Source organism: Euhalothece natronophila Z-M001 (genome assembly GCF_007904085.1).
Taxonomy (GTDB): Bacteria; Cyanobacteriota; Cyanobacteriia; order Cyanobacteriales; family Rubidibacteraceae; genus Halothece; species Halothece natronophila.
This window is the reverse complement of record NZ_CP042326.1, coordinates 2825187-2839543: the sequence shown is the minus strand read 5'-3', so window position 1 is coordinate 2839543 and position 14357 is coordinate 2825187. Positions and strand designations below refer to the sequence as shown.

Annotated in this window: 13 protein-coding genes and 2 pseudogenes; 2 read left to right on the top strand and 13 right to left on the bottom strand. The window is 41.2% G+C overall.

The window, feature by feature from the left end; genetic code table 11:
• Positions 1-18: 18 nt before the first annotated feature.
• From purL to mraY, 13 genes and pseudogenes are all read right to left on the bottom strand, one after another.
• A complete protein-coding gene (purL, locus tag FRE64_RS14040; RefSeq protein ID WP_146296802.1) occupies positions 19-2286 on the bottom strand; it encodes a phosphoribosylformylglycinamidine synthase subunit PurL in 2268 nt (755 codons plus the stop codon).
• An 80-nt stretch (positions 2287-2366) separates the two neighbouring features.
• The gene (locus FRE64_RS14035; protein ID WP_146296801.1) at positions 2367-3299 is read right to left on the bottom strand and encodes a putative 2-dehydropantoate 2-reductase; all 933 of its coding nucleotides are present in this window, start codon (positions 3297-3299) and stop codon (positions 2367-2369) included.
• 2 nt (positions 3300-3301) lie between these two features.
• The gene (locus FRE64_RS14030; RefSeq protein WP_146296800.1) at positions 3302-4465 is read right to left on the bottom strand and encodes a radical SAM protein; all 1164 of its coding nucleotides are present in this window, start codon (positions 4463-4465) and stop codon (positions 3302-3304) included.
• A gap of 128 nt (positions 4466-4593) precedes the next feature.
• A complete protein-coding gene (locus FRE64_RS14025; RefSeq protein WP_146296799.1) occupies positions 4594-5481 on the bottom strand; it encodes a hypothetical protein in 888 nt (295 codons plus the stop codon).
• 182 nt (positions 5482-5663) lie between these two features.
• Positions 5664-5813 carry a hypothetical protein gene (locus FRE64_RS17575; RefSeq protein ID WP_186708850.1) on the bottom strand — a complete coding sequence of 50 codons (150 nt, stop codon included), beginning with the start codon at positions 5811-5813 and terminating at the stop codon, positions 5664-5666.
• A 107-nt stretch (positions 5814-5920) separates the two neighbouring features.
• Positions 5921-6229, bottom strand: a complete 309-nt coding sequence (locus FRE64_RS14020; protein ID WP_146296798.1) for a hypothetical protein — start codon at positions 6227-6229, stop codon at positions 5921-5923.
• A gap of 186 nt (positions 6230-6415) precedes the next feature.
• Positions 6416-7294 carry a hypothetical protein gene (locus FRE64_RS14015; RefSeq protein ID WP_146296797.1) on the bottom strand — a complete coding sequence of 293 codons (879 nt, stop codon included), beginning with the start codon at positions 7292-7294 and terminating at the stop codon, positions 6416-6418.
• Between the two features lie 117 nt (positions 7295-7411).
• Positions 7412-7831 (bottom strand): annotated as a pseudogene (locus tag FRE64_RS14010) (phospho-N-acetylmuramoyl-pentapeptide-transferase); the annotation flags it as partial.
• Positions 7832-7855: 24 nt separating this feature from the next.
• Positions 7856-7921, bottom strand: a pseudogene (locus tag FRE64_RS17950) (hypothetical protein); the annotation flags it as partial.
• Between the two features lie 2 nt (positions 7922-7923).
• Positions 7924-9087 carry a radical SAM protein gene (locus FRE64_RS14005; RefSeq protein WP_146296795.1) on the bottom strand — a complete coding sequence of 388 codons (1164 nt, stop codon included), beginning with the start codon at positions 9085-9087 and terminating at the stop codon, positions 7924-7926.
• Positions 9088-9227: 140 nt separating this feature from the next.
• A complete protein-coding gene (locus FRE64_RS14000; protein WP_146296794.1) occupies positions 9228-9743 on the bottom strand; it encodes a hypothetical protein in 516 nt (171 codons plus the stop codon).
• A 186-nt stretch (positions 9744-9929) separates the two neighbouring features.
• The gene (locus FRE64_RS13995; RefSeq protein ID WP_146296793.1) at positions 9930-10514 is read right to left on the bottom strand and encodes a hypothetical protein; all 585 of its coding nucleotides are present in this window, start codon (positions 10512-10514) and stop codon (positions 9930-9932) included.
• A 129-nt stretch (positions 10515-10643) separates the two neighbouring features.
• Positions 10644-11717, bottom strand: a complete 1074-nt coding sequence (gene mraY / locus FRE64_RS13990; protein WP_390622273.1) for a phospho-N-acetylmuramoyl-pentapeptide-transferase — start codon at positions 11715-11717, stop codon at positions 10644-10646.
• A 90-nt stretch (positions 11718-11807) separates the two neighbouring features.
• On the opposite strand from mraY, the gene FRE64_RS13985 reads away from it, so the two are divergent.
• Together FRE64_RS13985 and FRE64_RS13980 are read left to right on the top strand one after the other, a co-directional pair.
• On the top strand, positions 11808-12974 hold the full coding sequence (locus FRE64_RS13985; protein WP_246140329.1) for an MFS transporter: 1167 nt from the start codon (positions 11808-11810) through the stop codon (positions 12972-12974).
• Between the two features lie 70 nt (positions 12975-13044).
• A complete protein-coding gene (locus FRE64_RS13980) occupies positions 13045-14217 on the top strand; it encodes a ferrochelatase (RefSeq protein ID WP_146296791.1) in 1173 nt (390 codons plus the stop codon).
• Positions 14218-14357: the final 140 nt, after the last annotated feature.

The following is a 14357-nucleotide window of genomic DNA, read 5'->3' as shown; positions in this document are numbered from 1 at the left end:
GAAGTATAATTTGTATCTTTATAGTTGATTAGGAATGGCGCTTTCTGTTATTTCTTTCATTCTATTTAAGTTAACTCTGACAATATCATTAATTTTTAAGCTGTCTCCCTTGACAACTCCTAATTGTTGCCAATAACTTCCTAATTTCTCCCCTAAAAAGGCTTCCCATGCTGATTGCATCTCAGGAGAAACCGAAACTAAAATGCGACTTGCCCCCTCCCCAAATAAACATTCATCCCAACGCTGATTATCATCAGGAGAAACCGTCACTTCTACCCCTAAACTTCCCCCTAAACAACATTCTGCTAACGCCACGGCAATTCCTCCTTCCGCACAGTCATGGGCAGAATTAATATATCCCTGTTTAATCCCTTCTCTACAGGTGAATTGCACTTGTTTTTCTAACTCAAAATCGAGATGGGGCGGCTTACCTGCAACTGTATTGTGAATTGTTGCTAGATATTCGGAACCCCCTAAGGTGACAGTATTATGTCCGAGTAAATAAATTAGATCCCCTGCTTGTTGCCAACCTTGCCCTCGCACTTGGCGCACATCTTCTACCACCCCTACCATACCAATCACAGGAGTGGGATAAATCGGCTGTGGGTTGCCTTGATTATCAAACGTTTCATTGTAGAGAGAGACATTCCCCCCTGTCACAGGCGTATTAAAAGCAGTACAGGCTTCTGCAATTCCTTCACAGGCTTTTGCCAGTTGCCAATAGCCGATGGGTTTCTCAGGGCTACCAAAGTTAAGATTATCGGTGATTGCCACAGGTTCAGCACCAACACAGCTTAAGTTTCTCGCGGCTTCTGCTACTGCTAATTTTGACCCAGTATCAGGATCAAGATACACATAACGCCCATTACAATCAGTAGTGGCTGCTACTCCTTTATAAGTGGAAATTGACTGAGTTTGAGAACGCACTCGAATCACGGTTGCATCTGCCCCTCCTGGGAGTAAAACCGTATTATTTTGCACTTGATGATCATATTGACGATATACCCAAGCCTTGGAAGCAAGGGAGGGAGTAGCGAGTAGCTGTAATAAAATCTCATTCCAACTTTGATCGTTGATTCCTTTTTCATCACAAGGAGGAAGGGAATCACTTGTCCATTCCCAAGCCGTTTTTGCGTAGTCTGGGGGTTCTGGAAGAATCTCTCGTTCATAGAGAGGGGTATTTTCGGCTAAAGCAGTGGCAGGAATTTCTGCGGCGATTTTCCCTCCCTGTAGAATGCGAACAATGGGTTCAGTAATTACTTCTCCAGCCACAACTGCATGAAGTTCCCATTTATGGAAAATATCAATGAGTTCCTGTTCCCGTCCTTTTTCAGCGACAAATAACATTCTTTCTTGCGACTCAGACAGGAGATATTCATAAGCTGTCATCCCTGTTTCTCGATGGGGAATTGCATCAAGATTTAATTCAATGCCAACTCCCCCTTTTTCTGCCATTTCTGCGGTAGAACAGGTTAATCCTGCTGCCCCCATATCTTGGGCGGCGACAACTGCCCCCGTTTTAAAGGCTTCTAAACAGGCTTCAATTAAACATTTTTCTAGAAAGGGATCCCCCACTTGTACTGCTGGACGATCATCAGCGGAGTCTTCATTTAATTCGGCACTCGCGAAACTTGCACCTCCCATGCCATCACGCCCAGTGGTTGATCCCACATAAAGCACGGGATTCCCAATACCAGAAGCCCCAGCCTTAACAATGTCGGGGGTTTCCATTAAGCCAATTGCCATGGCATTAACAAGGGGGTTTCCTGAGTACGCTGCATCAAAGTAGATTTCGCCACCAACGGTAGGAACACCGACACTGTTGCCGTAATGGGAAATGCCTTCTACTACCCCTGAAAAAATGCGACGGGTGCGAGGATTATCGAGTTTGCCGAAACGAAGGGAGTTAAGGATCGCAATGGGACGCGCTCCCATGGTAAAAATATCTCTGAGGATGCCTCCTACGCCTGTGGCTGCTCCTTGGAAAGGTTCAATGGCGGAGGGATGGTTATGGGATTCAATTTTAAACGCAATATGCAGTCCATCCCCTAAGTCAATTACTCCAGCGTTTTCTCCTGGTCCCACTAAAACGCGATCGCTGCTAGTGGGAAACTGTTTTAATAGGGGACGAGAGTTCTTATAACAACAATGTTCTGACCACATTACCCCAAACATCCCTAATTCTGCTTTATTGGGATGGCGACTTAAGCGATTAACAATTTCTTGGTATTCGTCGGGTTTAATGCTTTCAGCAGCAATTTCTTCTGAGGAAAAGGGAGCAGTCATAAGTCTCTATGCAGTCGGAACAGGATTTATTGTAGCAGGAGAAGCTGACTCAGTGGGGGAAGCCAATAAAACTCAAAGCATTAACGGTTTTTGGTATCAATGAATTTTAACTGCTGATAAAGGGTTTCAATGCGGGGTAATGCGATTCCTTTTTCTTTTGCCACACGGAGAGGATTACCAAAAATAGCTTCTACTTCTAAAGGGCGTTTTTGATCGCGATCGAGCTTCATACTGGTATGATAGGGTTTCATTTTGGCAGTGCGAGCCATTAAGTTGGAAATAAACTCTTGAGAGAGAGCGCGATCGCTGGCTTTTGCGCCTTCTACTACTTCTTTAGCTAACGCTTCTGCTAAGGATCGAGTTTCGGGATTTTCCATGATCTCAGCAGTTGTTGCTTCTAGAAGGGCAGATAAGCCATTAAAGGGGATATTCCAAGCTAGTTTTTCCCAGCGAGTTAGCAATAAATCCTGACTAAGATTAACTTCAAGGCCGGCTTGTTGAAAATCTAGGGATATCGCCTTTAACTCATTGGTAATCCCTGCTGAACCGCTATTAGGGCAATATTGAGCCATTTTGATGCTACCGTAATCCAAATGCCGAATATGACCTGGCCCCACTTTATTACTACAAATAAAACATAAACCACCAATAATCGAGTTAGGGATAATACTGGCAATCTTTTCCTCTGCACCTAGTCCATTTTGTAATAGTAAGACAGTGCCATCCTTTTTCAGAATCGACGGCAGAATGTTAGGTAAGATCTGATTCTGAGTTGCCTTCAAAGCGACAACAACTACATCGCAAGGAGGGATGAGAGAGGGATCATCATAAGCGTTAACTGTCGGTAGGGTAAAATCTCCATCACAGGAGTCAATTTTTAATCCTTGGTTTTTGACCAACGGATAATCACTTTTGACTAAAAAATGGACATCAAACCCGGCTTGCTGCAAGCGTGCCCCATAATAACCACCAATTGCTCCAGTACCGATAATTGCATACTTTCGCTGTGACATAACTAAAGTGATAAGTTAATACTTGCTTCCCCTTGAGAGGCTGACTCTTGAGAATAGGAATAATACATATTTAATAGTTCTTGTGCTTCTGGGGATTTTTGAATTTCATCAATCATAAATTCAATCATCGGTTTAGCAATTGTACATTCTAACTGTCCTTGGTTGTTATAAACTCTAGCACTGTCTGTTGCTTCAGCAATATGAATTTGGTGACATTTTTGATCAAACTGACAACGACGACAGGTTTCCATTCTTTTTTCTCTTATCGCAACAGTTTCTTGATGTTCAGGGGAATTTAATAATTCTTCTAATTTTTGATTAAAGAGATTCCCCATATAACCTTCTGGCAAATAAGCGTCACCGCGATTATAAACATCTCCATTAACGTTAATTATTAAAACCCATTCTTCTTTTTCGGGTTGAAACTGTCTAATTGTTTGTCCTGTTAAATAGCGAACTGCTGCTAAGAAAAAATCTCGAAGCGGATAAACTCGAATGGAAGTAGGACGATGCAAGTGAACCTTTGCCACAGCTTTATAGGCTTCTAAAATTTGCTCATTACTTAACATTAGATGTTTCATTCGCGCTGGCGGTTCAACGACACTAGAAATCGGTAAAATGCGATAATTAATTCCTAAGTCATTACAGAATTGGTAAGTATTAAGAACATAGTCAATATTCTCTGCATGTAAAACCGTAATAATCCCAAAGTTAATTTTACGGTCAATTAATCTTTGCAAATTAGGAATTACACTTTCTTGAGAATCCTTCCCTTTAATATCAACCCGTTGTTTTCCAAAAACATCAAAGGATACCCCTAAACTAATGTTTAATTCTTGTAGAAGATCTAAAGTTGAGTCGGAAATTTTAAACAGGTTAGTTTGGAGGCTATTTCTATAATTAATCCCAACTCGATCTAAATATTTTTCCTGTAGGGAACAAATATCTCGAAAGTATTGATGGGGCAATAATAAAGGCTCTCCGCCGTGAAAAACAAATTCGGGAATTTTTGGGCTGGGGTGATTGAGTAAATAGTCAGCAACATGAGAAAAAAAGTATTCGAGTTGCTGTAATGACATTCGCTCTTTATTTGCTAACTCTTCATATTCATAGCAATAAGTACAACGCAAGTTACAGAGTTTACTAAGTTTAATGACAAAGTACATGGCTTCTCTCCTTGATAATTTTGATGAAAGTAAAGAAGACAAGAATAAAGAGATTACTTCTCGTCTTCTTCTAGTAAAAACATTTGGCTTTTATGCGCTGTGGAAATTCATCCCAATGACGCTCTTGGCTACAAACCTGATGGCAAAGGTCTTTCTGTTCCTCGGGAAGGTTGCGCTCGTTGTAAGGCATCTTCAACTTGAAATCGGGGCATCTCATCAGATCCAGTACAATTACCGATACATTCAATGAACAACTCATCATCATCATCGGCATCAAATAGTTGACCAGTGCCTTGTTCAAAGTAACTGGTGAGTTGTCCTCGCTCAATCACTAAAAATAGGTCTTCCTGCTGATAAACCCCATCTCTTAAGGGTTGACGGTTCCCACGTTGGTCAACAACCACGCCATTTTCTCCAATAATACTTACTCTTCGACCTTCGATCTTCATTCCTACTGCTTCAAATCTGGCTAAAGCCCGCTCAAGTGGAATTGCTCGTTCTTGTAACGTTTCTAGTCTTGATTCTAGTGAAGGTTGCGCTCGTTGTAAGGCATCTTCAACTGAAAATCGGGGCATCTCATCAGGTTCAGGATCAGGACCTAAAGGCCCAGGTACATGTTCAATCCAAAAATCATCATCATCATCGCCATCAAATAGTTTGCCAGTTCCCCGTTCAAAGTAACTGGTGAGTTGTCCTCGCTCAATCACTAAAAATAAGTCTTCGTGCTGATAAACCCCATCTCTCAAGGCTTGATGGTTCTTACGTTCATCAACAACTGCTGCTCTCCCGTCTTTGATGACAATTCCCACTGCTTCAAATTTTGCTAAAGCATCAGCTACTGGAATTGCCCGTTGTTGCAGGTTGCGAATGGTTGACTCTTCCGCCTGTACTTTGGGAATCATGGCACGATCTAATGATTGAGTTAATTGGCTGATCAAACCACTACTACTGGCGGTCGCAATACCAGCAATTGAAACTAGTGTAATCAGAGTTTTTCCTTTTTTGGTGATCTTCATGTTTATTGAGTTCCTAAATTACATCATCTATTGAGATGAGTAGGTATAACCAAACGGACGTTATGAATTTTGGAAAGTTCCTAACAAAGAAGACAAGAATAAAGAGATTACTTCTCGTCTTCTTCTAGTCAGAACATTTGGCTTTTATGCGCTGTGGAAATTCATCCCAATGACGCTCTTGGCTACAAACCTGATGGCAAAGGTCTTTCTGTTTCTTGGGAGGGTCGCGCTCGCTCTAAAGCCCCTTCAACAGAGATAGAAACTGCTCTTCGTTCCCAAGCCTCTTCCACAGACATTTCAGGCACATCATCAGGAGTTTCACAGCAATTCATCCCACTACAAAGAAGACAGACATCAATAAATTCACCATCATCATCACCATCAAATAGTGTATCGGTACCTTGTTCAAAGTAACCGATGAATAGTCCTCTCTCAATAACTAAAAAAAGTCTTCAAGCTGATAAACGCCATCTCTCAAGGCTTGATGGTTCCCACGTTGGTCAACAACTGTTGCTCTTCCATCTTTGATAGCAATTCTGACTGCTTCAAATTTTGCTAAGGCTTCCTCAATAGGAATCGCCCGTTCTTGCAAGTTGCGGATGGTTGACTCTTCCGCCTGTACTTTGGGAATCATGGCGCGATCTAATGATTGAGTTAATTGGCTGATCAAACCACTACTACTGGCGGTCGCAATACTAGCAATTGAAACTAGCGTAATCAGAGTTTTTCCTTTTTTGGTGATCTTCATGTTTATTGAGTTTCTAAATTACATCATCTATCGTTTGAGATGACTAGGTATAACAAAACAGACGTTATGAATTTTGGAAAGTTCCTAACAAAGAAGACAAGAATAAAGAGATTACTTCTCGTCTTCTTCTAGTCAGAACATTTGGCTTTTATGCGCTGTGGAAATTCATCCCAATGACGCTCTTGGCTACAAATCTGATCCTGGCAAAGGTCTTTCTGTTTCTAGTGAAGGTTGCGCTCGTTGTAAGGCATCTTCAACTGAAAATTCGGGCATCTCATGAGCATTACCATTTTCTTCAGGACAATAACCGATACATTCAATCCACAACTCTTCATCATCATCGGCATCAAATAGTTGATCAGTGCCTCGTTCCAAGTAACCGGTAAATTCTCCTCCCTCAAAGACTAAAACTAAGTCTTCGTACTGATAAACGCCATCTTCTAAGGGCTGAGGGTTCCCACGTTCGTCAACAACCGCTGCTCTTCGGCCTTCGATCTTCATTCCTACTGCTTCAAATCTGGCTAAAGCCCGCTCAAGTGGAATTGCTCGTTCTTGTAACGTTTCTAGTCTTGATCCTAGTGAAGGTTGCGCTCGTTGTAAGGCATCTTCAACTGAAAATTCGGGCATCTCATCACCATTTTCTTCAGGACAATAGGGACCGATACATTCAATCCACAACTCATCATCATCATCGCCATCAAATAGTTTACCAGTGCCTTGTTCAAAGTAACTGGTGAGTTGTTCTCGCTCAATGACTAAAAATAAGCCTTCGTGCTCATAAACCCCATCTTTTAAGGGCTGAGGGTTCCCACGTTCGTCAACAACCGCTGCTCTTCGGCCTTCGATCTTCATTCCTACTGCTTCAAATCTGGCTAAAGCCTCCCGAAGTGGAATTGCCTCTCGTTGCAGGTTGCGGATGGTTGACTCTTCCGCCTGTACTTTAGGAATCATGGCACGATCTAATGATTGAGCTAATTGGCTGATCAAACCACTACTACTGGCAGTCGCCATACCAGCAATTGAAACTAGCGTAATCAGAGTTTTTCCTCGTTTTTTGATCTTCATGTTTTATCCTTTATCTGGTCTTAATCTTGAATAATGACGTTGTGAGTTATAAGAAGTTCCTAACTTAATTAAAAAAGATCAAAGCGGTTATTAATTTCATAGTTTCTAGTGATGGGATCAACTTAGAAAAATGCTCAAAACGGAGAGGAATAGCGCGATCGCGTAAAAGACTCCTACGACTTGAATTTCTGACCAACCACTGAGTTCTAAATGATGATGGAGGGGAGACATTTTCAGGAGTCGTTTTCCCACACCATTTTCATCTTTAGTGGCTTTATAATACCCCACTTGCGCGATAACAGAGAGGGATTCAGCAAAGAAAATCCCACTAATAATGAGTAAGGGAAACAGTTGCTGAGTGCTGACTCCTACCGCCGCTAATGCGCCTCCTAAAGCTAATGATCCTGTGTCGCCCATAAATACTTTTGCAGGGTTACGATTGTGCATAACAAATCCCACACAAGCCCCACTCATACAGATGCAAAACAGGGCTAATTGTGGATCACTCGCTTGTAACAGTGCTGATAAACCTAAAAAATGGACATCAAACCCGGCTTGCTGCAAGCGTGCCCCATAATAACCACCAATTGCTCCAGTACCGATAATTGCATACTTTCGCTGTGACATAACTAAAGTGATAAGTTAATACTTGCTTCACTTTGAGAGGCTGACTCTTGAGAATAGGAATAATACATATTTAATAGTTCTTGTGCTTCTGGGGATTTTTGAATTTCATCAATCATAAATTCAATCATCGGTTTAGCAATTGTACATTCTAACTGTCCTTGGTTGTTATAAACTCTAGCACTGTCTGTTGCTTCAGCAATATGAATTTGGTGACATTTTTGATCAAACTGACAACGACGACAAGTTTCCATTCTTTTTTCTCTGATCGCAACGGTTTCTTGATGTTCAGGGGAATTTAATAATTCTTCTAATTTTTGATTAAAGAGATTCCCCATATAACCTTCTGGTAAATAAGCCTCACCGCGATTATAAACATCTCCATTAACATTAATTAATAAAACCCACTCTTCTTTTTCGGGTTGAAACTGTCTAATTGTTTGTCCTGTTAAGTAGCGAACTGCTGCTAGGAAAAAATCTAGAAGCGGATAAACTTGAATGGAAGTAGGATGATGCAATTGAACCTTTGCCACAGCTTTATAGGCTTCTAAAATTTGCTCATTACTTAACATTAGGTGTTTCATTCGCGCCGGCGGTTCAACGACACTAGAAATTGGTAAAATGCGATAACTAATTCTTAAATCATTACAGAATTGGTAAGTATTAAGAACATAGTCAATATTCTCCGCATGTAAAACCGTAATAATACCAAAGTTAATTTTACGGTCAATTAATCTTTGCAAATTAGGAATTACACTTTCTTGGGAATCTTTCCCTTTAATATCAACCCGTTGTTTTCCAAAAACATCAAAGGATACCCCTAAACTAATGTTTAATTCTTGTAGAAGATCTAAAGTTGAGTCGGAAATTTTAAACAGGTTAGTTTGGAGGCTATTTCTATAATTAATCCCAACTCGATCTAAATATTTTTCCTGTAGGGAACAAATATCTCGAAAGTATTGATGGGGCAATAATAAAGGCTCTCCGCCGTGAAAAACAAATTCGGGAATTTTTGGGCTGGGGTGATTGAGTAAATAGTCAGCAACATTAGAAAAAAAGTATTCGAGTTGCTGTAATGACATTCGTTCTTTATTTGCTAACTCTTCATATTCATAGCAATAAGTACAACGCAAGTTACAGAGTTTACTAAGTTTAATGACAAAGTACATGGCTTCTCTCCTTGATAATTTTGATGAAAGTAAAGAAGACAAGAATAAAGAGATTACTTCTCGTCTTCTTCTAGTAAAAACATTTGGCTTTTATGCGCTGTGGAAATTCATCCCAATGACGCTCTTGGCTACAAACTTGATCATGGCAAATTCGATCCTGGCAAAGGCCTTTCTGTTTCTAATGAAGGTTGCGCTCGCTGTAAGGTGTCTTTAACTGATGAAATTCGGGGCATCTCATCAGGTTCAGGAGGAGTGCACTCCCAAAAACCAACATCATCATCATCGGCATCAAATAGTTGACCAGTGCCTCGTTCAAAGTAACCGACAAATTCACTATCATTAACGATAATAAATAAGTCTTTGTAATTATAAACCCCAGTTGCTAAAGGCTGATAATTCCCACGCTCATCAACAAGCATTGCTCTACGATTTTTGATCTTCATCCCTACTGCATCAAATCTGGCTAAAGCTCGCTCAACTGGAATTGCCCGTTGTTGCAAGTTGCGAATGGTTGACTCCTCCGCCTGTACTTTAGGAATCATGGCACGATCTAATGATTGAGTTAATTGGCTGATCAAACCACTACTACTGGCAGTCGCCATACCAGCAATTGAAACTAGCGTAATCAGAGTTTTTCCTTGTTTTTTGATCTTCATGTTTATTGCGCTCCTAAATTACATCATCTATCGTTTGAGATGACTAGGTATAACAAAACAGACGTTATGAATTTTGGAAAGTTCCTAACAAAGAAGACAAGAATAAAGAGATTACTTCTCGTCTTCTTCTAGTCAGAACATTTGGCTTTTATGCGCTGTGGAAATTCATCCCAATGACGCTCTTGGCTACAAACTTGATCCTGGCACAGGTCTTTCTGTTTCTTGGGAGGGTTGCGCTCGCTCGAAAACCCCTTTATCAGACATGGAAATTTCTGATCGTTCTAAAGCCTCTGCCACAGACATTTGGGGCATGTCATCATCACCATTAAATCCACAACCATCACTTCCACAGCAAAAGGGCCCAAGGCAGATTTCAACCCAATTTCCCTCGCGCTCATAGACATCAAATAGCTTACCAGTGCCTCGTTCCAAATAACCGGTGAGTTGTCCTTGCTCAACGATTAAAAATAAATCTTCGTGCTGATAAACCCCATCTCTTAAGGCTTGATAGTTATCGCGTTCGTCAGCAACCATTGCTCTTCCGCTTTCGATGGCAATTCTGACTCCTTGGTATCTTTTTAAAGTATCCTCAACAGAAACTGCCCGTCGTTGCAGGTTGCGGATGGTTGACTCTTCCGCCTGTACTTTAGGAATCATGGCGCGATCTAATGATTGAGCTAATTGGCTGATCAAACCACTACTACTGGCAGTCGCCATACCAGCAATTGAAACTAGCGTAATCAGAGTTTTTCCTCGTTTTTTGATCTTCATGTTTTATCCTTTATCTGGTCTTAATCTAGACTGACATCTTGAATAATGACGTTGTGAGTTATAAGAAGTTCCTAACTTAATTAAAAAAGATCAAAGCGGTTATTAATTTCATAGTTTCTAGTGATGGGATCAACTTAGAAAAATGCTCAAAACGGAGAGGAATAGCGCGATCGCGTAAAAGACTCCCACGACTTGAATTTCTGACCAACCACTGAGTTCTAAATGATGATGGAGGGGAGACATTTTCAGGAGTCGTTTTCCCACGCCATTTTCATCTTTAGTGGCTTTATAATACCCCACTTGAGCGATAACAGAGAGGGATTCAGCGAAGAAAATCCCACTAATAATGAGTAGTGGAAATAATTGCTGGCTGCTAACTCCGACTGCTGCTAATGCGCCTCCTAAAGCTAATGATCCTGTATCCCCCATAAACACCTTTGCAGGGTTACGATTGTGCATAACAAATCCCACACAAGCCCCACTCATACAGATGCAAAACAGGGCTAATTGTGGATAAGCAGGTTGTAAGAGTGCCGATAAACCTAAAAACGCGATCGCGCAAGTGCCTCCTGCTAACCCATCCACCCCATCAGTTAAATTAGTGGCGTTACTTTCGGCAGCAAACACAAACACTGCTAATCCCCAAAAGAGAACCCCGAGAGGTAGCATCATCCCAAAAGGAAGGGGAATGGTTGTAATGTCGTTGCTGTGATCAAAGAATAAATAAATACAAAACGCGATCGCGGCTAAAATTTGTAATCCTAACTTTAGGCGTGGCGAAATTCCCTGATTAGACTTTTTCACTAAAATTTGCCAATCATCCACCAAGCCAATAAGCGCATAACTGAGGGTAACTAAAGACACTGCTATTACTTCTGGGTGAAATCTAGACCAAAAGACAGCAACTAAAAGCGCGATCGGAACTAAAAAAACCCCTCCCATAGTGGGAGTTCCTGCTTTTTTAAGGTGAGTTTGTGGCCCATCCTCCCGAATAAACTGCCCTGCCTTTAGACGTTGCAAAATAGGGACAACAGCAAAACCAGCAGCGGTTGTGGCAACTAAAGAGACAAATAAAGGGAGGGTGAGATCAACACTGCTACTATTCACATCAAGGGCAATTGTCCCTGTAATAACAACCACTGTTAAAAGTAATAATAATCCCTTTCCAGACTGAAATATCTCCTCGGGCAATTTTGTTTCTATCACGTCCTCATTCCCACCAAAAAGCGTTTTGTATCAGAATATCAGAAACAGTTAACATTGAGAAATTCTGAAAATTTGGGAGTGAAAAGATTGACGGATACGAAATTAGTGCAGTCGGAAAGAATGCGCCTGTTTATAATCTTGGCAGCTGGCTCATTAATTACCATGGTTGGGGGAGTAGCAAGCCCAGTTTTACCCGAAGTAATTACCGTTTTAGACTTCGATCGCGCTTTAGCAGGGAACTTAGTTAGTATTCATGCTTTAACCATTGCCCTATTTAGCCCGATTTTAGGCTTTGTTGCTGATAAAATGGGTCCCTTACGAGTTTTAGTGCCATCTTTAGTGTTATACAGTATTTTTGGCGTTGCTGGGGCATTTCTCAGCGACTTTTGGTTACTATTAGCCAGTCGGGCGTTACTGGGGGCAACAGCCGGGGGAATTGCCGCAGGAAGTCTGGGAGTCTTAGGGAAACTATATGATCAGGAACGTCGCGCCCAAATCATTGCTTATGCCACGGCTGCTTTAACCATTGCGGGGATTGTTTTTCCCCTCCTGGGGGGAACGGTTGGATCATTACACTGGCGATATGCTTTTGCCCTTTATAGTATTGCCTTTCCCTTAGCAATCATGGCAGTTTTAGCGTTTCCTGAGATTAAAAATCGCAGAAAACCCAATACCACAAATATTTCCTCAGAATTAAAGCGCGTTCTCCTCACTGCTAGGGTTTTAGAATTATTAATTTTAGTTGCCCTGACTGCTGCCATTATGTATTCGGTGGTCATTTATGCCCCGATGTATCTAAAAGAGGAATTGCAATTAGGAACGGTTGCTAATGGCGTATTACTTGCCACACGGGCGTTAACTGCTGGCCTTACCTCAGCTTTAGGGGCGAAAAAACTCGCAAAACGGTATTCTATTCAAGGCGCGATCGCGCTAGGATTTGGTTTAATGGCGCTTACCCTCTTTACCATTCCCCTGCTTGATTACTATCTCTTGCTACTTGTGTCTGCATCAATCTTTGGTATGGGGTTTGGCTTAGTTTTACCAAATTTATATAGTAGTCTTTCTAATGCTTCTCCTCAAGAAATCCGTTCTAGCATCCTTGCCATTGGCATTGGCACCAGTTTTTTCGGGCAATTTCTGTCCCCTGTTTTGTTAGGCCCGATGCTAAATCATGGCGGTTTTACTGGGGTTTTTAATACCGCTTCTGTCATGGCGTTACTTGCCGGGGGGTTTCTCTTACGACGGATGCCCTAAGAGGGGATGTTAGGCTAGAATTGATTTAGCAATAATCTTAGACCTATCCCTAGTCAAATAGACTTTAGACATGGTAACAACCCCAGAAAAAACTCAACAAACTAGTCAAGTTACTAACAATGATAACAGCGATCGCGTGGCTGTCTTATTAATGGGCTATGGCGAAGTAGAAAGCTATGAAGACTTTGCCAACTATAACGAACAAGCCCTTAATTTACTAACTGCAAAATTCGCCCCAGTTCCTCTGTGGATGTATCCCCCTCTGGCAAAATTACTCGCATTATTTGACTTTCATGAATGGAGTCACCAACACGATAATTTCATCTCTCCACACAACAAAATTTTTGAAGCGCAAAGAGAGGGAATTGAACAAGAATTAAAGAAAACTTGGGGGGATCAAGTAGCTGTTTTTAAGGCGTTTAACTTCTGCAAACCCTATCTTCCCAATCAAGTTTTAGCAGAAATTAAAGAGCAAGGTTTCAACAAATTATTAGTCTATCCGTTGCTAGTTGTTGACTCAATTTTTACCAGTGGTATTGCTGTCGAACAAGTTAACGAAGCCCTAAATGAACTCAATGATGGGGAAGAACAATGGTTAAATGGGATGCATTATATTCCCTCTTTTTATAACCAGCCTGACTACATTAATTTAATGGCAAAAATGGTGGAAGAAAAAATCGAAAGCGAACTGGCTGCTGGTTATCTTCCCTCAGAAATTGGCATTGTTTTAATGAACCATGGTTGTCCTCACAAAGCAAAAGGATTTACTTCTGGCATCATGGAAAGTGAAGCCCTCTATGAAAGTGTCCGTGAAAAATTAATTAATAAGTATCCCCTGATTTCTGTGGGTTGGTTAAATCATGATACGCCGCTAATTGAATGGACGCAGCCCAATGCTGATTTAGCCGCCAAAAATCTAATCGAATTAGGGGCAAAAGCGGTAGTAATGATGCCCATTGGCTTTGCCACAGAAAATCATGAAACAATCCTTGATGTTGACCATATCATTCATGATGTTAAACGCAAGCATAAAAATGTCGAATTTGTGCAAATGCCTTGTGTTAATGATCATCCTGAATTTTTAAGTATGGCTGCCCAATGGGCCCACACACAAATTGAGGAATTACTATCAGAAACGGCAAAAGTTGTTAATCCCCAATTAATTGGTCAAAGTGCCAGCCATTCTCATGATCATGGACACCATCATAGCCATGATCACAATGGACATCACCATCATCACTAAGTCTCATTTTTGGCAGGTACTGCTAGAGTTAAACATCTTAGTTATTAGTCAGTCAATTCCTAATGCCATATAGTTCAGTGTAGCCAATTTCTGGTTGATTTTCTCAACAGTTAGGTTACACTGGCTTTCTCACTCCCATC